The following is a 21,391-nucleotide window of genomic DNA, read 5'->3' as shown; positions in this document are numbered from 1 at the left end:
CGCCGCCGCGATGCCCTTGGTGTCAGGCACCATTTTTCTCCGAAAAATGGTGCCTGACACCGGTTTTCGTTTGCGCTCGCCACCTCGGCCAGCACGCCAAACGCCCGCCTCTTCCCCTCTCCAATCAACAATGCGAGCAAAAGCCCCCTTGCGCGCTCACCGCATTGCACCTGAACAGCTAATCCGCTACTGTGCCTGAGAATCAAAGCGCGACACACAAGCGCGGCCCTTTTCAACCTCGGAGACGATTGTTCAAGTGAAGAAGACCCAGTTCAAAATGAAGGCTGGCCGGCTGTTGATCGGCACGCTGCTCGCCTGTACTTCCCTGCACCTCGCCGCGCAGGAAGCCCCGCCCCCGCAGGAAAAGGGCCCCGCCGCAGCCGATGCGATGCTGCACGCGCTCGAAGTCAAATACCCGAATCCCTACCGCGCCATGGAGGCGGCCGAAGTGAAGGCCGTGATGGACCGCGTGTTCAACTACCTCGACGCCACCACGCCGGCGGAGTTGATCAACAAGACCACCCACGCGCCGATCGCGAAGCTGGACAAGGCCGATCCCGACGCGGTGCTGAAACCCGGCGACTTCCGCCTCACGAGCTATGAATGGGGCGTGACATACGCCGGCATGCTGGCCGCCGGCGCCGCCACGGGCGACAAGCGCTACACGGATTACACGATCAAGCGCCACCAGCTGCTGGCCGACCTCACGCGCCTGTACCTGCCGGCAGTGAAGGCCGATCCGGCGAACGCGCAGGCGCCGATCAAGAGCTTCCTGAACCCGCACGCGCTGGACGATGCCGGCGCGCTGTGCATGAGCTTCCTGAAGGCCAAGCAGATGGGCTCGAAGGTGAACTATGGCCAGCTGGTCGACGTCTGCGGCAAGTTCGTCACCGAGAAGGAGTACCGCCTGCCGGACGGCACGCTGGCGCGCGGCGGCCCCGATGGCAAGGGCGGCAACAAGCAGCGCCCGCTGACCAACACGCTGTGGCTGGACGACATGTTCATGGGCGTGCCCACCATCGCCCTGCTGGGCAAGGACACGGGCAACGCGAAGTACTACGACGACGCGGTGAGGCAGGTGGTGCAGTTCTCGAAGCGGATGTTCAACCCGCAGCTGGGCATCTACATGCACGGCTACGTGGAAGGCCTGCGCGACCACCCGGAACTGCACTGGGCGCGCGCCAACGGCTGGGCCATCATGGCCATGGTCGAGGTGCTGGAAGTGCTGCCGAAGAACCACAGGGGCTACAAGCAGGTGGAAGACCAGCTGCGCGCCCACGCCAGGGGCCTGGCGAAGTACCAGCACAAGGACGGCCTGTGGCACCAGCTGATCGACCGTAACGATTCCTACCTGGAGACGTCGGCCACGGCGATCTACACGTATGCGATCGCGCGCGCCGTCAACCGCGGGTACCTGGACAAGGAAATGTACGGCCCGATGGCCAACCTGGCCTGGAATGCGGTGGCGTCGAAGGTGAACGCGAAGGGCGAGATCGAAGGCATCTGCGTGGGCACCGGCATGGCGTTCGACCCGGCGTTCTACTACTACCGCCCCACCAGTACCCGCGCCGCGCACGGCTATGGCCCGCTGCTGCTGGCCGGCGCCGAGATCATCGAGATGAACAGGAAATACAAGTTCGGCCTGAACGACAGCGGCTTCATGTACCAGGGCCAGCGTTAAACGCTTCGTCGCAAGGCGATACGGCGGCTGCGCTCCCACTTCCGGGGCCGCGGCCGTTTTCATTTCCACAGCAGGAGAGAACGAGAGTGAAGACAACGATGACGCTGTGCGCGGCCGCCGTCGCGGCGGCGGTGCTGGCCGCTTGCGGCACGGCGGCCACGGCGAACATGGCACCGCCTGGCGGGACGGCCACGATCGCCAGCGCGATGGTACCGGCGAAGACCGCGATGGCGCTGGAAAAACTGGACCGCGGCGCCATCGCCGTGCGCGGCAAGGCAGGCACGCTGGTGAGCTGGCGCGCCCTGGCCACCGACGCACCCGGCCTGGCGTTCAACGTCTACCGCGACGGCAGGAAACTGAACGGCGAGCCGATCGCCACGTCGACCAATTTCAACGACACCACGGGCGGCGGCAGCTACGAGGTGCGCGAGGTGGTCAATGGCGTGGAAGGCGCGGCCAGCAAGGCGCTCGCCATCGACGGCTTCCTCACCGTGCCGCTGCAACGGCCGGCGGGCGGCAGGACGGCCGATGGCAAGGAGTACACGTACAGCGCCAACGACGCGTCGGTAGCGGACCTCGATGGCGATGGCCAGTACGAGATCGTGCTGAAATGGGACCCCAGCGAGTCGAAGGACAACTGCTGCGCGGGCTTCACCGGCAACGTGCTGCTCGACGCCTACCGCCTCGACGGCAGGCTGCTGTGGCGCGTGAACCTGGGCCCGAACATCCGCGCCGGCGCGCACTACACGCAATTCCAGGTGGCCGACTACGATGGCGATGGCAAGGCCGAGATGATCGTCAAGACGGCCGACGGCACGCGCGATGGGACGGGCAAGGTCATCGGCGACGCGGGCGCGAACTGGGTCAGCGGCAGCGGCGAGATCGAGCAGACGGACCGCACCGGCTCGCGCCAGACGGCGGACGGCAAGCTGATGGCCGGCCTGGCGGGGCGCATCCTGAAGGGGCCGGAATACCTTTCCGTGTTCGAGGGCGCCACCGGCCGCGTGCTGGACACGATTCCCTACCCGTCGAAACGCGGCGAGACCGGCGACAACCCGGGCGGCGACGAACTGAAGGCGCGCTGGGGCGACGCGTACGCCAACCGGTCCGACCGCTACCTGGCCGGCACCGCCTGGCTCGGCGGCCGGCATCCGAGCGCCATCTTCGCGCGCGGCTACTATGCGCGCACCACCATCGCCGCCGTCGATTTCGCCGGCGGCAAGCTCAAGCAGCGCTGGTACTTCGATTCGGAAAGCGCGGGCGTGCCGAGGGGGTACTCGGGCCAAGGCAATCACCAGCTCGGCGTGGCCGACCTGGATGGCGACGGCCGGCACGAAATCCTGTACGGCGCGATGGCGCTGGACGACGACGGCAAGCCCTTGTGGACCACCGGCATGGGCCATGGCGATGCGATGCACGTCGCGGACCTCGACCCCACCCGCCCCGGCCTGGAGAAATGGGGCGTGCACGAGAACATGGCGATGGCAGGCAACCGTGGCGCCGCGATGATCGACGCGCACACCGGCGAGGTACTGTGGTCCACACCCGCGACCAAGGACACAGGCCGCGGCGCGGCCGGCGACATCGATCCGCGCCATCCGGGTGCCGAGACCTGGTCATCCGCATCGCCGAACCTGTTCGATGCGCGCGGCAATGTGATCGCCCCCGTGCACCCGCGGCAGGTGAATTTCATGATGTGGTGGGACGGCGACCTGCAGCGCGAGCTGCTGGACGGCACGAGCATCTACAAGTGGAACTGGCAGACGAACAAGTCGGACGTGCTGCTCGATGCCGAAGGCACCGCATCGAACAACGGCACCAAGTCCAACCCCGCCCTGTCGGCGGACGTGTTCGGCGACTGGCGCGAGGAAGTCATCTGGCGCGCGGCGGACAACAACAGCCTGCGCATCTACTCGACGGCCATCCCGACCGCGCACAAGCTGACCACGCTGATGCACGACCCGCAGTACCGCGCCGCCATCGCGTGGCAGAACACGGCGTATAACCAGCCGCCGTGGCCTTCGTACTACATCGGCGAAGGCATGCCGAAATAGTCCGTCACCCGCGGCCATCGAGCCGCTGGTGTCGTACACCTTTGCGGGCCCTGCCCGGAAAGGTGTACGACACCGGTTTTCCCATGCGCTCGCAACCAGGCTCCAGGAAAACCGGTGTCAGACACCTTTTCCCGTCGGGAAAAGGTGTCTGACACCGAACCGCGTACGCTACTGATTTGCGGCCGCAACCTGCCGGCCCCGCGCCGACAACCACTTCTCCACCACCTCACCCGGCAAGTCCCGCAATGCCGCCACCACCCGCTGCGCATTGAATGCGGCGCCCGCCTCGTTCGTATGCGTGCGCGCATCGCTGAAGAAGGTATCAACGACGCCCGCGCCGACCCGGCGATATCCCTCGGTGACCACCATCGTCAGGTCGGCAAACAGCGCGCCGTGCTGCTGCGCCACTTCGCGGTCCCACTGTGCGAAGTTCTCGAAGTCGCGCCGGCCTTCCCACGCGTCGCGGTGCGGCACAGGCGACAGCACCACCACCGTGGCGCCCTTCCCCTTCGCATCCTGCACGTAGCGGGCCATGTACCAGCCGAAGGTGTGCACCTGCTCCACCGTGCCGTCCGCCTTCCTGTCCTCCACCGTTTCCGGCCCGGTGCCGGGGCCGGAGGCGCGGCCCTTCATGGCAGGGTCGCCGATCTTGCCGCCGTCGTTGTGGCCGAACTGGATCAGCACCACGTCGCCCGCCTTCAATTGGTCGAGCACGCGTTGCCAGCGACCCTCGGTGTAGAACGTGCGGCTGCTGCGGCCGCCGACGGCGTGGTTGACGACGTTGACCCTGGCGGTGTCGAAGTACGGCGCAATGCGCTCGCCCCAGCCGATATGGCCGCTCGCGCCGCCGCTCTTCACGGTGGAGTCGCCGACCAGGTGCAGCGTGGGCAGCGCAGGATTCGCGGCGTGCTCGGCCTTCACCGTGCGCGCATCGACGACGGGGCGTTCATCTTCGTTCGCGGCAATTGCCTTGCCGCGTTCGTTCAAGGCGCCTACCAGCGGCTGGAGGCCCAGCGCCTTGATGCCACCGACGACGATCCGCGCATTCAGGTCGGCACCGGCCCAGTTGGTGTGCACGGTCTCGTCGGGCGTCACCAGCGGGAACAGCTTCGTTACCTCGTCGCGCCCCATCTGGTCGTATCGGCGCGCGGCCAGTTCATTGAGGTTGATGAAGGCGACGCCGTCCCGGCGCGCCACTTCCTTCGCCCAGCCGGCATAGTCGTCCGCGTTGCGGCGGATCTTGCCAGCGTCGTCCCAGCGCTTGCGAGGGATGAGCGACACGATCACCGGAGTGGCGCCTTTCGCGCGGATCTGCTTCACGTAATCGGCCAGATACCAGCCGTAGCTGTGCACTGTTTCGCGCTTGCCGGTCAACAGGTTGTCGATTTCCTCGGTCTCGTTGCCGGTGCCGCGGATCGTGCCGCGCGCGCGGCTGGTGTCGTTGATGGCGCTGGCATCGTTGTGCCCGAACTGCATCATCACGACATCGCCCTTCCTGACCAGCGCCAGCGTGCGTTCCCAGTGGCCGCTGGTGACGTAAGTCCGGCTCGACAGACCGCCGACGGCGCGGTTGACGACATTGATCCTGGCCGCATCGAAGTAGCCGGCGATCGGATTGCCCCAGCCCCACTGGCCGGCCGGGCCCTTGCCCTGGCCGTCGTCGTGGCCGTTGCGCACCGTGGAGTCGCCGATCAGGATCAGCGAGGGCAGCGCCGGGTTGGCCGGCTCCGGCAGCGCGACCTTGGCCCTGGCCGGGTCGGTGTTCACGGCCGCCGGCAGGGGTGCCTGGGCGTGGGCGGCGGCGTGCAAGAGAAGGAAAAGGAAGAGGGATTGCAGGTATCGTTTCATGGGTTCATTCTAGTTCAGCGCTTTTCACGAAGCCGGCGGCGGCTTGCAAATGCTCAGCAAGATGAGTGAAGCATCGTGGGAAACGATGCGGGATCGGGCGCACAATCGGCCCTTTCCACCCGGGGCACATACAATGACATCCTCCACCCTGCTGCGCGCCGCCGTGTGCGCGGCGCTGCTCTTCACCACCGCCGCCCACGCGGGCATCGGCCAGCGCTTTCCATCCGAACGCAAGCTCGTCAAGGACCCGGTCACGGGCACGATGCTGACCTTCCTCACCAGCACGCCGGCGGGCGATTCGAAGATCTACCCGACGCACCCGCAGTGGACGGCCGACGGCAAGTGGCTCGTGTTCCGCTCCAACCGTGTGAAGGGCGAGGCGATGGCCGTCAACGAGGCCACGGGCGACCTGGTGCAGGTGACGGAAGGTGGCTACACAGGCATGCTGAACCTGGCGCAAAAGTCGATGAAACTGTTCTTCATGCGCCCCGCCGCCGAGAAGGGCGTCCTGCAGATCGTGGAAGTGGACCTGGACGCCGTGTTCCGCGACAGCGCGGCCGGCAAGATGAAGCCCGCGGCATCCTATCAACGCATCGCCGGCGTCACGCCGGCCGAGCTGGAAGCCGGCGGCGACATGGCCCTCGACGCGGACGAGGAATGGGTGTACTTCCGCGTCGGGCGCGACGCGGCTTCCAGGCACCTGGCGCCGGGCACGAAGATCGAGGAGAACTTCGGCCCGCGCAAGATGGGCGCCGGGCCGAACGGCATTGCGCGCATGAACGTGAAGACGGGTGAAATCCGCCACGTGGTGTCGGTCGGTTTCCAGATCGGCCACATCCAGGCCAACCTGTGGAACCCGGGCGAGATCGTGTTCTGCTGGGAGACGGGTGGCAAGTCGCCGCAGCGCACGTGGACCGTGCGCGCGGACGGCTCGGGGCTGCGCCCGCTGTACCCGGAAGCGCCGTACGAATGGGTGACGCACGAGGCGGTGATCACGAAGGATGAAGTGGCGATGGCGCTGATGGGCCACCGGCAGATCAGGGATGGCGGCGGCGGTGTCGCCGCGCCCGCCACGGGCGTGTATGGCGCCAACCCCGGCCAGGACGCCGCCTGGGGCGACGCCGGCACGCGCGAAAAGCCGACCGGGCTGGCCATCGTCAACCTGCGCACCCGCGAGATGACGATCGCGGGCCAGACGCCCTCGGGCAGCGGCCTGTGGCACGTGCACGGCTCGCCGGACGGCCGTTTCGCCGTCGGCGACGATTTTTCGCGCTCGCTATGGCTGATCGACCGCAAGACGCGCGAAATGAAGCTGCTCACCACCGGCCACAAGGACACCGCCGCCGACCACCCTCACCCCACCTTCAACGCCGACGGCACGAAGATCCACATCCAGTCGGCCATGCTGTCGGCCGATGGCAAGGCGATGAACATCGTCGTCGTGCCCGTGCCGGAAGACTGGCTGCAACGGAAATAAGCTGTCGAGCTCGTGTCACTGGGGTCTGACCCCACGAGACACGAGCTCGACGGTATTACAGGTTTTCCAGGAAGCCGGACGGCTTGCCGGTCGATGCGATCGCGCCGCTGGGCAGCAGCGTGAATACATCGCCTGTGGCGGCGGCGGGGTCGGTGCGCAATTCCCAGCCCGCGAAGTCCCGCGCGGCAAACAGGTTTTCGCCAGAGGCCGATGCACACAAAGCCAGCAGTCCCGTGCACAATATCTTTTTGACCATTACACTTCCACACTCATGAAGAAATTCGTTCTTCCCATCCTGCTCGCCATGACCTTCTCCGCTGTTTCCTGTGTCTCCGCCGCTGCCCCCACCGTCCTCCCCCTGTGGCCCGAAGGGGTGCCAGGCAAGAAGGATATCGGGCCGGAGCAGCACGGCAAGGGCTCTATCCAGAACACGTCGAATCCCACGCTCACGCTGGTTGGCCCCGCCGTCGACCGCGCGAACGGCACCGCGATCATCGTGGCGCCGGGCGGCGGCTACGTGCGCCAGTCCGTCGACCGCGAGGGCACCCAGTATGCGAACTGGCTGAGCACCCTGGGCGTGACGACCTTCGTACTGAACTACCGCATGCAGGAATTCGGCCACCCCGCCCCGCTGCAGGACGTGCTGCGCGCCGTGCGCCTGCTCCGTTCCCGCGCGGCCGAATTCGGCATCGACCCGAACCGCATCGGCGTGATGGGCAGCTCGGCCGGCGGCCACCTGGCAGCGAGCGCCGGCACGCTGTTCGACCACCCGGCCGGCCGCACCGGCGCGGACCTGGACAAGGTCAGCGCCCGCCCCGATTTCCTGGTGTTGATGTACCCGGTGATCGCCATGGACAGCGCGGCGGCCCACTCAGGTTCGCGCAAGGCGCTGCTGGGCGAAAATCCCTCCCCGGAACTGGTGCAGCTGATGTCCGTCAATCACCAGGTCACGCCAAAGACGCCGCCCACGCTGCTGATCCACACCCAGGCCGACGCCACCGTGCCGGTCGAGAACAGCATCCTGTTCTACCAGGCGCTCACGAAGAACAAGGTGCTGGCCGAAATGTACCTGTTCGAGCAGGGTTCGCACGGCATGGGCATGCGCGACGGGCTGGCGAACGCCTCCTACTGGCCGCGCCGCGCCGAGGAATGGCTGCGGGCCCGCGGCCTGCTGACGCTGGCCAAGCCGGCGCAATGAATCGGCAAGAAACCGGCAAGCGCCGCGGCCCTCAATCGGGCCGCGGGTCGCGGCGCGATACCTCTTCCCTAGCCTCTTGCCTTGCCTCTTGCCTTGCCTCGGCCCTTGCTTCCGCCTTGACTTCCTCCTTGACTTCCTCCTCCGCCTCCTCGACGACCTTTTCCTCGATACGCCGGTCCGGAATCAGCCACATCACGGCCACCGCCGCGTAGGCGACAAAGCCAAGCCATGCCGAGAACCACGACAGGGCAATGCCCACCAGATACAAGCCCATCGACATCTTGCCCTTGCGGTCCTCGCCGATCGCCTCAGCGAGCGTGGCATTCTTCGGGTGGTTCGAAATCAGCCGACGCGCCAGGAACGAATAGGCCGTGGCGCACATCAGCAGCACGAAGCCGTAGGCGGCGGTCGGCGCCGTTTCGAAATGATTTTCGCCCATCCAGCCGGTCACGAAAGGCACCAGCGACAGCCAGAACAGCAGGTGCAGGTTTGCCCAGAGCACGCCGCCGCTGACTTCCTGCACGGCGTGCAGCATGTGATGGTGATTGCTCCAGTAGATGCCCACGTAGATAAAGCTGAGCACGTAGCTCATGAATACCGGCCACAGCGGCACCAGGGCGCCGAAGTCGGGGTCGTGCGGGATCTTCAGTTCCAGCACCATGATCGTGATGATGATGGCGATGACGCCATCACTGAAGGCTTCCAGCCGGTTTTTCCCCATGGGAGTACCTCAAGAATTGATGTTTCGGACATAATGCCAGCATGTCCGAACCGACTCCCGCACCCGACAACGATCCGCTGATCGCGCAGCTGGACCAGATCGCCCAAGGCCTGGCCCAGACCTTCGCGCCATTCTGCGAAGTGGTCGTGCACGACCTGCGCGACCCCGAGCAGGCGATCCTGGCCATTCACAACAATCTCTCCGGCCGCTCGCCCGGCGATCCGGCCACCGAGCTGGGGCTGGCGCGCATTGCCGACAGCGACTACCCGCAGATCGTGGCGAACTACGCCAACCGCTTCGCCGACGGACGCCCGGCCAAGAGCACCTCCATCGGCATCAAGGATGCGCAGGGCAAGTACGTGGCCGCGCTGTGCCTGAACGTGGACATGTCGCTGTTCCGCTCCATGCAGGCGGCCCTGCAGCAGTTCGGCGCCACTGGCACGGCGCCGTTCCAGGAATCGCTGGACCCGGCCAATGCCGAGGCGATCCGGCGGCGCATCGACCAGTACGCGGCCGGGCTGGCCGCCTCGCCGCAGTTGCTGAAGGCGGAGGACCGGCGGGCGCTGATGCGGGAGTTGAAGGCTGCCGGGTTTCTCGAGGTGCGCAGGGCGATGGAGATCGCGGCGGCACATCTGGGGATTTCGCGGGCGACGGCGTATAACGATGTGAAGTGAGCCTGGCGGTGTGCGGGCCGCGCGAATGGTGGCGCGGCAAGCGGGAGCCGGCGGCGGATGAAGCATCGGTGTCCGACATCATTTTCCTTTGGAAAATGGTGTGGGACACCGGTTTTCTCATGAGGCATTGGCAAGCGCCAAGGAAAACCGGTGTCGCACACTTTTTCCGGGAAACGCACCCGGGAAAAGTGTCCGACACCAGCGGACGCCCATGGAGGATGAAGCATCGGTGTCGCCGCGGGCTACATCAAGCCTCGCGGCCCGGGAAATGAAACATCCGAGGCAGCGCCCGCTCCTTCGGGCGCGTGTTGGGCTCACCCGCCGGGTCCACCTCCATCAGCGGCGCCATGTAGTCCCACCACCGCTTCATGACCGGCTGCCCCGGCAGCTCGCCGATCGGCGCGCCGTCGCGTACCTTCAGCACGGCGAACAGCGACAAGGTGTCCTCGTCCAGGAAAATCGAGTAATCGAAGATGCCCGCGTTGTCGAGCGCCTCGGCGAGGTCGGGCCACAGCTCGTCGTGTCGGCGCCTGTACTCCTCCACCACGCCGGGTTTCAGCTGCATCTTGAATGCCTTCGTTGTGTAGCTCATTGGATCGCCATCTTCTTCAGTTCCGCGGCGGCCTGCATGAAGCCGCCGACACCATAGTTATAGCTCGACGACGGCCGGTAGTATGCCGGCTCGGCACCCGTCTGCTGGATGCCGCCCAGGCGGCCATCCGCGTAGATATGCTTCGTGACCAGCGCCTTCCACGCCTTTTCGATCACCGGCCGATACGTTTTCTCGTCCAGGTAGCCGTTGTTCACGCCATAGGCCATGCCATGGATGAACATCGCCGCGCCCGACGTTTCGGCCAGCGGCCACGTCTTCGGATCGAGCAGGCCGGCATGCCATTCGCCGTTCTCGTCCTGGATCGACGCCAGTTTGGCCGACATCTCGCGCAGCTGCTGCACGTAGAACGGCCGGTTCGGATCGTTTTTCGGCGTCAGCTCCAGCACCTTGGCCAGGCCGGCCATCACCCAGCCCTCGCCGCGCGACCAGAAGATCTTCTTGCCGTTCGGCTCGCGCTTGTCCGGCGCCTGGTAGGACGTGTCGCGCGCGAACAGGTGTTCTTCCTTGTCGTACAGCAGGTCGTAGGTCTTCTTCCACTGCTCGTGCACGTAGTCGGCGTATTTCTGCTCGCCGGTGGCCTGCGCCATCTTCAGCCACACGGGCGGCGCCATGAACAGCGCATCGCACCACCACCACGGCAGCCGCGGGTCGCCGGGGCGCAGCGTGTCGAGGTCGATCAGCACGTCCAGGTACTTTTTCAGCACGGCGATCTTTTCCGGGCTCGGCTCCTGCAGGTACAGCTCCAGGTACATCTGGCCGATGCTGATGTCGTCCGCATTCGGGTACTGGCCGGCGCGCAGCGTCCAGTCGAATTCCTTGCCAAGCTTCTGCATCGCGTTGCGGTACTTCGGATCGCCGGTGGCCTTCGACGCATCCATGAAGCCGGCATAGGCCACGCTCGCGGTCCAGATCTGGTCGGTGTATTCCATCGTGCGGCGCAGCTGCCAGTCGGCCACCTTGCGCAGCACCTTGTCGATGTCCTTTTTCGTGATGGCCGGCGACAGGTCGGTGGCGAGCGGGCCCGCATCCTCGGGCGCGTCGCCGAACTTGCGGCGGATATCCTTGTCGATGATCGCCTGCATTGCCGGAGTCGGCTGCGGGTAGTCGTACTTGGCTTCCTGCGCATGCAGCGTGGTGGCGGCGCACAGGGCGAAAACCGCAACGGCGAGGGTCTTGAAGCGTGGTGTCATGCGATGTTTCATGATTTGTCCTGTTCTTCAAAGCTCTTCTTGGAGGGGTCTTCCTTCACGGGGCGGGGCTGCACGACGAAACTGCCTTGCGGAAGGCCGCGCACCGCGCCGCCGTCTTCCATCTCGACCGGCTTGCCCAGCGCCAGCTTCACGTCCGCGAAGGTCCAGTCGGCCACGTCGTGGATATGGCCGCCCTGCTGGGCCTCGATGTCGAGGTTCTTCAGCGTGAAGCGCATGGCCGGCTTTTGCTTGTAGCTGTCCACCTCGAACGCCGTCTTTGCGCCCGTGGCCTTGATGTTCCAGATCTGCACGTCGCGCAGCTGGGCCATCCCCTGCTCCTTCGGCACCGGCGTGGCCAGCACCTTCCAGTACGGCGGAACGTCCTTCGCGTCGTCCGGGATCTTCGCGTAGCTGTAGCTGGGGTTCCAGTTCATCGTCACGCGCAGCACCACCGGCGTGCCCTTCATCGTGAAGTCGTGCAGGCGGATGTCTTCGCCGTAGCCGCCGCGCGTGTGCGCCGACTTGAACAGGATCCCGACCGGCACCTTGTCGAGCACCGTGATGTTGTAGGCCTCGATATTGCGGAAGCCGCCCGAGGTCTCGCTGCCGAACGTGAAGCCGGCCGCGCCGGAACGGACGATCGAGTCGCGCACCACCACGTCTTCCGTGCGCCGTGCAACCCGCAGGCCGTCGGAATCGCGGCCGGCCTTCATGCACAGCGCATCGTCGTTGACGTCGATGTCGGCGTTCTGCACGAGGATCTTGCGCGAGGAATCGATGTCGATGCCGTCCGTGGACGGGCCGAGGCCATCCTGGTTGTTGCGGATGATGACGCCGTCGATGGTCACGCCTTCCGAATAGCAGATGTGCACGGTCCAGAAACCGGCGCGCTTGAGCAGCAGGCCGCCGCCCAGCTTTACGCCCTTCGAGTCGAACACCTGGATCAGGCGCGGGCGCTGCGCGTCGTAGTCCGAGGCCCAGCGCAGGCCGCGCGGCTCGTACTGCTTGCGAAGGGTCCAGTAGCTGTCCCAGAACACCTTGCCGTCGCCGTCGATGGTACCCTCGCCTTCGATCTTCGCGTTGTTTTGTCGATAGACGTTGACCAGCGCGGCCGGCCATTTCATCTCGATGCCGGCAATGCGCGTGGGCAGGACTGGATAGTCCTTGATGTTTTGCGAACCCAGCAGGGTGACGCCCTTGTCGACCCTCAGCGTGACGCCGCTCTTCACGAAGATCGAGCCGGTGAGATAGGTACCCGCGGGGAATGTGACGGTGCCGCCGTTCTTGGCCGCGGCGTCGATCGCGGCCTGGATGGCCCTGGTGTTCAGGGTCTTGCCGTCGGCTTTGGCGCCGTATTTCGCGACGCTGAAATCGGCGGCGTGGGTGATGCTGAACGCGGCTGACAGCATGAGTGCTGCGAGCGCGCGTAGCCATCTGGTCATGGGTCTCCTCCTGTGTTTTTATAGGTGCAGCCAGCCTGGTGTCAGACACCTTTTTCCGGTACCGGAAAAAGGTGTCTGACACCGGTTTTCTCATGCGCTCGCAACAGGGCTCCAGGAAAACCGGTGTCAGACACCATTTCCCCACGGGGAAATGGTGTCTGACACCGATGCGACCTCGGGGTGCTGCTACGGACGTGCCAAGGCCCGCCCGCGAAGCGGGCAGGCTTGCCGACAAGGATCAAACGATCCCGCTGCTGCTCGCGCCAGCCTTGGCAGGGCGCCGCTCGGCGGCGCCGTCGCGGTAGCCGGACGAACGGTAGGCGGCCACGGGGTCGGCCGCGCCGCCGGCGCGCACGCGGGCCATGGCCAGGATCGGCGACACGTCGGTGCGGTAAGCCTTCTTCAGCGTTTGCGCGGCATTCAACACGTCGTTCGATTCCTGGAACGCGCGCAGCGCGTTGCGGTCCACCAGCGCCGCTTGCACGAAGGCGCGCTGCACTTCCACGGCGGAGGACATCAGGCTCTCGATCGGGTCCGTCACATTGTGCGACTGGTCCAGCATGTAGGCCGGCGAGAAGTTGTCGCCGTTGCTCGCGCTGCGTTGCGCGGCGTCGGCCAGCTCGTTAAACACGAGGAACAGCTGGAACGGGTTGATCGAGCCGGAATCCAGGTCGTCGTCGCCGTACTTGCTGTCGTTGAAGTGGAAGCCGCCCAGCTTGCCGAACTGCGCCAGGCGCGCCACGATCATCTCGATATTCGTGTTCGGAGCATGGTGGCCCAGGTCGACCAGGCATTTCGCCTTCGGGCCCAGTTCCTGGGCGCAGGCGAAGCTGGTGCCCCAGTCGGCGATCGTGGTGGCGTAGAACGCCGGCTCGAACAGTTTATGTTCGATGAACACGTTCCAGTCCGCCGGCAGCGCGGCGTAGATGTCGCGCATGCTGTCCAGGTAGCGTTCCAGCGAACCGCGCAGGTTGTGCTGGCCGGGGAAGTTGGCGCCGTCGCCCACCCACACGGTCAGCGCCTTCGAGCCCAGCTTCCGGCCCAGTTCGATGCAGTCGATATTGTGCTGCACGGCTTGCGCGCGCACGGCGCCCGACTGCGCCGTGAGGCTGCCAAATTTGTACGTCTGTTCCTGGCCCTGCTGGTCCTGGAAGGTGTTCGAGTTCACGGCGTCGAAACCCAGGCCGTAGCCGTCGGCCAGTTCCTTCAGCGCTGCCGGATCGTCGGTGCGGTCCCACGGGAAGTGCAGCGACACGGCAGGCGTGGCGCGCGTGAGCTGGTTGATCACCGCGCAGTCTTCCATCTTCTCGAACACATTGCGCGGCTCGCCACGGCCCGGGAAACGGGCGAAGCGCGTACCGCCCGTGCCCGCGCCCCAGCTGGGTACCGCAACCGCGAAGGTGCCGGCCAGCGCCGTCAGCTGTTCTGTGTCCACGCCGCGGCGCCCCAGCATGCCGCCCAGCGCCTCGTAGTCGGCCTGCAGGTCGGCCTGTTGCTGCGCGTTGTGTTCGGCGACCAGGTTAATGTCGATCACCGGGTTTTTAATGTCAGTCATGTTCGTCTCCTTCAATGCGCCCGCCGCGTGCGAGCGCGGCGGGATTGTCTTTATTCTAAGCGGTGATCAGCGGGTGAACGCACCGGCGTTGCCGGCATCCACGTTCAGCACGTTGCCGGTGCTCTTCGCGGCCTTGTCGCTGGACAGGAAGTACACGGCTTCGGCGATATCTTCCGGGAGCACCGAGCGCTTCAGCATGCTGCGGTCGCGGTAGAACGCTTCCACGTCGTCCGCCTCGATCTTGTTCGATGCGGCGCGTTCCTGCTTCCACTTGCCATCCCAGATCTTCGAACCGCGGATGACGGCGTCGGGGTTGACCACGTTGACGCGGATGCCGTGCGGCGCGCCTTCCAGCGCCACGCAGCGCGCCAGGTGGATCTCGGCGGCTTTCGCGGTGCAGTAGGCCGATGCGCCGGCCGAGGCAACCAGGCCGTTCTTCGAGGCGACGAACACCATCGAACCGCCCAGCTGCTGCGTCTTCATCATGCGGAAGGCGGCGCGGCTGGCCAGGAAGTAGCCCTTAACCAGGATGTCCTGGTTGCGGTCCCACACTTCCAGCGTGGTGTCTTCCAGCGGTGCCGAGGAAGCGATGCCGGCGTTGGAGATCAACAGGTCCACGCCGCCGAAGCGCAGCGCCGATTCCGCGAACACGGCTTCCACTTGCTCTTCGCTGGTGATGTTGCCCGTGATCGTGGCCACGTTGTCCTTGCCGGCCACCTTTGCCAGGGAGCTTTTCGCCTCCTCGAGGGCGCCGCCGTCGATGTCGGTCAGCAGCACGCAGGCGCCTTCGGACAGCAGCTGCTTCGCCACCGCCTGGCCGATACCGCCGGCGCCGCCGGTGACGACAGCGATGCGGCCGGCCAGCGACTTCGGCTTGGGCATGCGCTGCAGCTTGGCTTCTTCGAGCAGCCAGTATTCGATGTCGAACGCTTCCTGTTCCGGCAGGCCCACGTACTTGTCGACGCCGTTCGCACCGCGCATCACGTTGATCGCGTTGACGTAGAACTCGCCGGCGATACGGGCGGTCGCCTTGTCCTTCGCGAACGACAGCATGCCCACCCCCGGGATCAGGTAGATGATCGGGTTGGCGTCACGCACTGCCGGCGAATTGTCGCGCTTGCAGCGGTTGTAGTAGGCCGTGTAGTCGGCGCGGTAGGCTTCCAGGGCGGCGTCCAGGCCGGCGGCCACGGCGTCGAAGTCGGGCCTGGTCGGGTCGAAGTCGACGACGAACGGACGGATCTTCGTGCGCAGGAAGTGGTCGGGGCAGGACGTGCCCAGCGCGGCCAGCGGTTCCAGGTCCTGCGAGTTGACGAATTCCAGGATCGTGTCGGAATCCTCGAAGTGGCCCAGCTTGTATTCGGTCTTGCTGATCTTGCCGCGCAGCAGAGGCATCAGTTTGGCGGCGAAGGCGGCGCGCTCGGCGGCCGGCAATGGCTGGTACTTCTGGCCGCCGAACACCGGCTGGGCGATGTTCGCTTCCAGCCATTCCTCGGCGCGCTTGATGATCGCCAGCGTGGTTTCATACGCTTCCTTGGCCGTGTCGCCCCACGTGAACAGGCCGTGGCCTTCCAGGATGATGCCCTTCAGGTGCGGCTGCTCGGTCGACAGCTTTTCCAGGTCCAGGCCCAGGTCGAAGCCGGGGCGCTTCCAGGGCAGCCAGCCCAGCACGCCCTCGAAGATCTTTTCCGTCAGCGCGCGGCTGTTGGCGGTGGCGGCGATGGCGATCACCGAATCCGGGTGCATGTGGTCCACATGCTTCTTGTTGATGTAGGCGTGCAGCGGCGTGTCGATTGAGGCGGCGCGCGGGTTCAGGTTGAACGTGCAGTGCGGCAAATAGCCCACCATCTCGTCTTCGTGCTCCAGGCCGCGGTAGCGGTTCTTCAGGGCGTGCAGCTTGTCCAGGTACAGCGTCGAGAAGCCGTCCAGCTTGATGCTGCCCAGGTCGCCGCCCGAGCCCTTCACCCACAGTACTTCGACCTCTTGACCCGTCAGCGGGTCTTCCATCATCACTTTGGCGGACGTGTTGCCGCCGCCGAAGTTGGTGATGCGCAGGTCCGAGCCCAGCAAATTGGAGCGGTACAGCAGCAGCTCCGGTTCGCTCATCGTTGCGGCCTTCGCGTCATCCCACAGCGACGTGATGGGCTGTTTCTGCTTCGGTTGGTTCATGTGGTCTCCATCGTTGATTTGCATTCGGTTTTGTCCCGCGCCCGGGCCGTGATCGTTTCGCGGTTCGCGTGATCAAGCCGGCGGAACAAGCGGGAGTCAGTAGAAATCAGGGGCCCCAGGGGTGTCAATGCACAAGCGATCAACATCGTGACCAAGAATGAATTAATCATATGGTTGATCGGTTTGAGCAAAACGTGACAAGCAAATTTGGAAAAAATCACACATATGATTACAGGGTGATTGACCTAAGGCTTTCTTAAGGGTTAGCCTTGCCATTAATAAATAGACCACGCACGGCATCCGCCGCGCAGTAGGATCACGACAAGGAGACGGAAACATGGTGAATCACAAGCGCCGTAAACGTTTGCTCAAACTGCTCGCCGAGCACCAGACCGCGAGCGTCCCTCAACTGGTCGAATGGCTGAGCGCTTCCCCCGCCACGGTGCGGCGCGACATCAGCTGGCTGGCCGCGCGCAACCTGCTCACGCGCACCCGCGGCGGCGCGGCCAACCTGGCCCAGAAAAAGCGCAACCTCACCCTCACCAGCGAAACCTTCGAGCACAACATCCAGTGCTTCGCGGACCGCAAGCGCGCGATTGCCCGCCATGCGGCCGGCATGTGCGAGGAGGGCGAAACGATCGTCATCAACGGTGGCACCACCACGTTCATGATGGCGGACTTTCTGGTCGACAAGCACCTGAAGATCCTCACCAACTCTTTCCTGATGGCCGAGCGCCTGCTGCTGTCGTCGGAAAACGAAGTGATCCTCCCGGGCGGCAAGGTGTACCGTGAGCAGAACGTGATCCTTTCGCCGTTCGACAACGACATCACCCAGCACCATTACGCGGCCAAGATGTTCATGAGCGTGTACGGCCTGTCGCTGCTGGGCCTGATGGAAGCGGACCCGCTGCTGATCCAGGCCGAGAAGCGCCTGATCGGCCAGGCCGAGGAATTGATCGTGCTGGCGGACAGCTCCAAGTTTGCCAAGAAAGCCGGCCTGATCCTGTGCGGCCTGGATCGCGTGTCCTGCGTGATCACGGATACCTATGCGTCCGACTCCGCCGTGCAGCTGCTCGAGCAATCCGGCGTGAAGGTCGTGACCGTGGCCCCGGAGCCCGTGCCGAGCCAGGTCGCCTCCATGCAGTTCTCGCACGGCTTCGACCTGTCCGCCAATTCGCTGTTCCACCCGGAGGCTGCACATTGAAACGCAAGACTTTTATCTGCGCGGCGCTGATCGCCGCGTTCGGCGTCACCGGCATCACGGGTTGCGGCGACAAGGGTAGCGCTCCGGCCGCCGGCGAAAAGATCAGGATCGCGATGGTCGTGAAAAGCCTGGGCAACGGCTTCTTCGACGCGGCCCACACGGGCGCCAAGGAAGCCGCCGCGCAGCTGAAGGACGTGGAGATCATCTATACGGGGCCGACCACGCCGTCGGCCGAGGGCCAGATCGAGATCGTCAACTCGCTGATCAGCCAGAAGGTGAATGCGATCGTCATCTCCGCCAACGATCCGAACGCGCTGGTGCCGATCGCCAAGAAAGCCATGCAGCGCGGCATCAAGGTGGTGTCCTTCGACAGCGGCCTGGCGCAGGAAGGCCGGCTCATGCAGCTCAATCCCTCGAACGCCGAACTGATCGCCCGCAAGCAGCTGCAGATGGCGGCCGATTCGATCGGCGGCGAAGGCGAGATCGCCATCCTTTCCGCCTCGGCGCAGGCGACGAACCAGAACATCTGGATCGAGCAGATGAAGGCCGAGCTGAAGAAGCCCGACTTCGCGAAGCTCAAGCTCGTGACCGTTACCTACGGCGACGACCAGTCCGACAAGAGCTACCGCGAGGCGATCGGCCTGCTGCGCAGCTACCCGAACCTGAAGGCGATCATCGCGCCCACCACGGTCGGCATCGTGGCCGCCTCGAAGGCCGTGGTCGACGAGAACGTGGTCGGCAAGGTGTTCGTCACGGGCCTGGGCCTGCCTTCGGAGATGGCCGGCCACGTGAAGTCGGGCGCCGTGAAGGAATTTGCGATCTGGAACCCGATCGACCTGGGCTACGCGGCCACCTATGCCGCGTATGACTTCGTCAAGGGCGCGCCGGACGCGAAGGCGGGCGGCAAGATCGCCGCGGGCCGCATGGGCAGCATCGCGATCGACGCGAAGGGAGAAGCCGCGATGGCCGAACCGTTCACGTACAACCGCGACAACGTCGACCAATTCGCGAAGATTTTCTAAGCCATGCAAGAGACCAAGAACACCCCTGCCGGGAGCACGATCCCGGCAGGTGAGCCCGTCCTGCGCCTCGAGGGCATCTGCAAGCGCTTCGGCGGCATCACGGCGCTGAACAAGATGGCGCTCACGGTGCGCCCCGGCGAAGTGATGGCCCTCCTGGGCGAGAACGGCGCCGGCAAGTCCACGCTCGTCAAGACGTTGACCGGCATCTACCAGCCGGACGAAGGCACCATCACGCTGAACGGCCAGCCGGTGCGGTTCGCCAATGCGCAGGACGCGATGGAAGCCGGCATCACGGCCGTGCACCAGGAAAGCGTGATGTTCGACGAGCTCACCGTGGCCGAAAACATCTACGTAGGGCGCCAGCCGCAAAAGGGCGGCCGCATCGACTGGGGCCGCATCGAGAAGGAAGCCGAGGCATTGTTTGCGCGCCTCGAGGTACCGCTACCGGTGCGCACGAAGGTGAAGGATCTGTCGGTGGCGCAGCGCCACTTCGTGGAAATCGCCCGCGCCCTGTCGCAGGATGCGCGCGTGGTGATCCTGGACGAGCCGACCGCCGCGCTGTCGCAGCGCGAGATCGGTGAGCTGTACCGCATCATCAACCAGCTGAAGGCCGCCGGCACGGCGATCATCTTCATCACCCACAAGTTCGACGAAATCTACGCGGTGGCCGATCGCTACACGGTGCTGCGCGACGGCCAGTACATCACCGAGGGCGTGCTGGCCGATATCACCGAGGGCGAGCTGGTGGCGCTGATGGTGGGCCGCGCCGTGACGCAGGCTTACCCGAAGGCGGACGTGACGCCGGGCGCCACCCTGCTCGAAGTGAAGAACTTCTGCCACCCGACCGAATTCGACGACGTGTCGTTCTCCCTGAGGAAGGGTGAAATCCTCGGCTTCTACGGCCTGGTGGGCGCCGGCCGCTCCGAAGTCATGCAGGCGCTGTTCGGCCTGACGAAGCCTTCGCGCGGCACCGTCACGATCGAGGGCAGGCAGGTGAACATTTCCTGCGCGGCCGACGGCATCGCCCATGGCATTGCCTACGTGCCCGAAGACCGCCAGCACCAGGGCGCGCATCTGACGATGCCGATCCTGCACAACATCACGCTGCCGATCCTGGACAAGCTGGGCTGGTTCCTGCGCGGCCGCAAGGCGAAGCGGGAATCGCTGAACGTGGCGCGGCTGTACAGCGAGCAGCTGGAGCTGAAGGCGCACCACCTGCGCCAGAACGTTGCCGAACTCTCGGGCGGCAACCAGCAGAAAGTCGTACTGGGCAAGTGGCTGGCCACGAACCCGAAAGTGATCATCCTGGACGAACCCACGAAGGGCATCGACATCGGCTCCAAGGCCGCGGTGCACCGCTTCGTCGGCGAACTGGTCAAACAGGGGCTGTCGGTGATCCTCGTGTCGTCCGAACTGCCCGAGGTGCTGGGGTTATCCGATCGCATCGTGGTGATGCACCAGGGCCGCGTCGAGCGCGTGTATGCGCGTGGCGAGGCCACACCGGAGAATGTTTGCGCGGCGGCCTCGGGCGCCGTGCTGGAGGAGGCGGCATGAAGGCCATGAAACGTGAATTGCTGCTGGCGGCGTCGATCGTCGTGCTGATCATTGCCGTGGGCCTGCGGGCCCCGGTGTTCATTACCGGTGCGAGCCTGGCGAACCTGCTGACGGACAGTACCCTCCTCATCATGCTGGCGCTGGCGCAGATGCTGGTGATCGTCACGCGCGGCGTGGACCTGTCGGTGGCGTCGAACCTGGCGCTGTCCGGCATGGCGGCCGCCCTGCTGGCGTCGCACAATCCCGACCTGCCTCTGCCGGTGATCGTGCTGGCCGCCGCCGCGCTCGGGCTCGTGCTGGGCCTCGTCAACGGCTACCTGATCGGCTACCTGGACTTGCCGGCCATCGTCGTCACCCTGGGCACGATGAGCGTGTACCGGGGCATGGTGTTCGTGCTCTCCGGCGGCGCCTGGGTGTCGTCGCACCAGATGCCGGAAGCGTTCATCGCCTTCCCGCTCGCCCGATTCCTGGGCGTGACCAATCTCGTGTGGATCGCTGTCCTGGCTGTGTTGGCCGCGTGGTACCTCGCGGGCCACAGCCGCTTCGGCCGCGACCTGTATGCCGTCGGCAATGCGCCTTCGTGCGCCCGCTACGTGGGTATCCCGATGGCGAAGCGCCTGCTGTGGACCTACGGGATATCCGGCCTGGTGGCCGGCGTGTGCGGCTACCTGTGGGTGGCGCGCTACGCGGTGGCTTACACGGAGATCGCCTACGGCTTTGAATTCACCGTGATCGCCGCGTGCGTGATCGGCGGCATCAATATCGCCGGCGGCACGGGTTCCGTGGCCGGCGCGGTGCTGGGCGCGCTGTTCCTGGCCGTGATCGGCAATGCGCTGCCGGTGGTGAAAGTGTCGCCGTTCTGGCAAAGCGCGCTGACGGGCGCCGTGATCCTCGTCGCCGTGCTGATCAATGCCCGCGACCGCAAGAAGGAAGGCCGGCAGATCCTGCCGCTGCATCTCGAAAATCATTCCGCCCGGAGTGCCGCCGCGTGA

16 protein-coding genes and 1 pseudogene are annotated in these 21,391 nt (G+C 65.4%); 9 read left to right on the top strand and 8 right to left on the bottom strand.

Features of this window, described 5'->3' with window-relative positions; all coding sequences use genetic code 11:
- The first annotated feature begins 256 nt into the window (after positions 1-256).
- Both V6Z91_RS14015 and V6Z91_RS14010 read left to right on the top strand, forming a co-directional pair.
- Positions 257-1,681: a glycoside hydrolase family 88 protein gene (locus V6Z91_RS14015; RefSeq protein WP_338771283.1), complete on the top strand. Its 1,425-nt coding sequence runs from the start codon at positions 257-259 to the stop codon at positions 1,679-1,681.
- An 86-nt stretch (positions 1,682-1,767) separates the two neighbouring features.
- Entirely contained in the window at positions 1,768-3,735 is a 1,968-nt protein-coding gene (locus V6Z91_RS14010; RefSeq protein WP_338771281.1) for a rhamnogalacturonan lyase, read from the top strand.
- 168 nt (positions 3,736-3,903) lie between these two features.
- On the opposite strand, the gene V6Z91_RS14005 is transcribed toward V6Z91_RS14010, so the two are convergent.
- Positions 3,904-5,583, bottom strand: a complete 1,680-nt coding sequence (locus tag V6Z91_RS14005; RefSeq protein ID WP_338771280.1) for a rhamnogalacturonan acetylesterase — start codon at positions 5,581-5,583, stop codon at positions 3,904-3,906.
- Between the two features lie 133 nt (positions 5,584-5,716).
- On the opposite strand from V6Z91_RS14005, the gene V6Z91_RS14000 reads away from it, so the two are divergent.
- Entirely contained in the window at positions 5,717-7,060 is a 1,344-nt protein-coding gene (locus tag V6Z91_RS14000) for a hypothetical protein (RefSeq protein WP_338771279.1), read from the top strand.
- A 55-nt stretch (positions 7,061-7,115) separates the two neighbouring features.
- On the opposite strand, the gene V6Z91_RS13995 is transcribed toward V6Z91_RS14000, so the two are convergent.
- Positions 7,116-7,316 (bottom strand): hypothetical protein, encoded by a 201-nt coding sequence (locus V6Z91_RS13995; RefSeq protein WP_338771277.1) that lies wholly within the window; start codon positions 7,314-7,316, stop codon positions 7,116-7,118.
- A 15-nt stretch (positions 7,317-7,331) separates the two neighbouring features.
- Here V6Z91_RS13995 and V6Z91_RS13990 point away from each other — a divergent pair, with 15 nt between their 5' ends.
- Positions 7,332-8,258, top strand: a complete 927-nt coding sequence (locus V6Z91_RS13990) for an alpha/beta hydrolase (RefSeq protein WP_338771275.1) — start codon at positions 7,332-7,334, stop codon at positions 8,256-8,258.
- Between the two features lie 163 nt (positions 8,259-8,421).
- Here V6Z91_RS13990 and V6Z91_RS13985 read toward each other — a convergent pair.
- Positions 8,422-8,979 (bottom strand): annotated as a pseudogene (locus tag V6Z91_RS13985) (TMEM175 family protein); the annotation flags it as partial.
- A gap of 41 nt (positions 8,980-9,020) precedes the next feature.
- On the opposite strand from V6Z91_RS13985, the gene V6Z91_RS13980 reads away from it, so the two are divergent.
- Complete coding sequence (locus tag V6Z91_RS13980; protein WP_338771273.1) at positions 9,021-9,653, top strand: PAS domain-containing protein; 633 nt, start codon at positions 9,021-9,023, stop codon at positions 9,651-9,653.
- 247 nt (positions 9,654-9,900) lie between these two features.
- Here the strand turns inward: V6Z91_RS13980 and V6Z91_RS13975 are convergent, their stop codons facing one another.
- The 5 genes from V6Z91_RS13975 to V6Z91_RS13955 form a co-directional block, all read right to left on the bottom strand.
- Positions 9,901-10,245 (bottom strand): L-rhamnose mutarotase, encoded by a 345-nt coding sequence (locus V6Z91_RS13975; protein WP_338771270.1) that lies wholly within the window; start codon positions 10,243-10,245, stop codon positions 9,901-9,903.
- Positions 10,242-11,468, bottom strand: a complete 1,227-nt coding sequence (locus tag V6Z91_RS13970) for a glycoside hydrolase family 88 protein (protein ID WP_338771268.1) — start codon at positions 11,466-11,468, stop codon at positions 10,242-10,244. The genes V6Z91_RS13975 and V6Z91_RS13970 overlap by 4 nt, the downstream gene beginning before the upstream one ends.
- A complete protein-coding gene (locus tag V6Z91_RS13965) occupies positions 11,465-12,898 on the bottom strand; it encodes a glycosyl hydrolase family 28 protein (protein WP_338771266.1) in 1,434 nt (477 codons plus the stop codon). The genes V6Z91_RS13970 and V6Z91_RS13965 overlap by 4 nt, the downstream gene beginning before the upstream one ends.
- 238 nt (positions 12,899-13,136) lie before the next feature.
- Positions 13,137-14,453 (bottom strand): L-rhamnose catabolism isomerase, encoded by a 1,317-nt coding sequence (rhaI, locus tag V6Z91_RS13960; RefSeq protein WP_338771264.1) that lies wholly within the window; start codon positions 14,451-14,453, stop codon positions 13,137-13,139.
- Positions 14,454-14,519: 66 nt separating this feature from the next.
- On the bottom strand, positions 14,520-16,619 hold the full coding sequence (locus V6Z91_RS13955) for a bifunctional rhamnulose-1-phosphate aldolase/short-chain dehydrogenase (RefSeq protein ID WP_338771261.1): 2,100 nt from the start codon (positions 16,617-16,619) through the stop codon (positions 14,520-14,522).
- Positions 16,620-16,956: 337 nt separating this feature from the next.
- Here V6Z91_RS13955 and V6Z91_RS13950 point away from each other — a divergent pair, with 337 nt between their 5' ends.
- Genes V6Z91_RS13950 through V6Z91_RS13935 form a run of 4 tightly spaced genes read left to right on the top strand, consistent with a single transcriptional unit; the run spans position 16,957 to position 21,391 of the window.
- On the top strand, positions 16,957-17,823 hold the full coding sequence (locus V6Z91_RS13950) for a DeoR/GlpR family DNA-binding transcription regulator (RefSeq protein ID WP_338771258.1): 867 nt from the start codon (positions 16,957-16,959) through the stop codon (positions 17,821-17,823).
- Between the two features lie 53 nt (positions 17,824-17,876).
- Positions 17,877-18,845 carry a rhamnose ABC transporter substrate-binding protein gene (rhaS, locus tag V6Z91_RS13945; protein ID WP_338771844.1) on the top strand — a complete coding sequence of 323 codons (969 nt, stop codon included), beginning with the start codon at positions 17,877-17,879 and terminating at the stop codon, positions 18,843-18,845.
- Between the two features lie 3 nt (positions 18,846-18,848).
- Complete coding sequence (locus tag V6Z91_RS13940; protein WP_338771255.1) at positions 18,849-20,399, top strand: sugar ABC transporter ATP-binding protein; 1,551 nt, start codon at positions 18,849-18,851, stop codon at positions 20,397-20,399.
- Positions 20,396-21,391, top strand: coding sequence for an ABC transporter permease (locus tag V6Z91_RS13935; RefSeq protein ID WP_338771253.1), 996 nt, complete (start codon positions 20,396-20,398; stop codon positions 21,389-21,391). The genes V6Z91_RS13940 and V6Z91_RS13935 overlap by 4 nt, the downstream gene beginning before the upstream one ends.

It is taken from the genome of Massilia sp. METH4 (assembly GCF_037094685.1).
In the GTDB taxonomy this organism is placed as follows: domain Bacteria; phylum Pseudomonadota; class Gammaproteobacteria; order Burkholderiales; family Burkholderiaceae_D; genus Rugamonas.
Note: the sequence above shows the minus strand (reverse complement) of the source record. Positions and strands in the feature narration are given on the sequence as shown.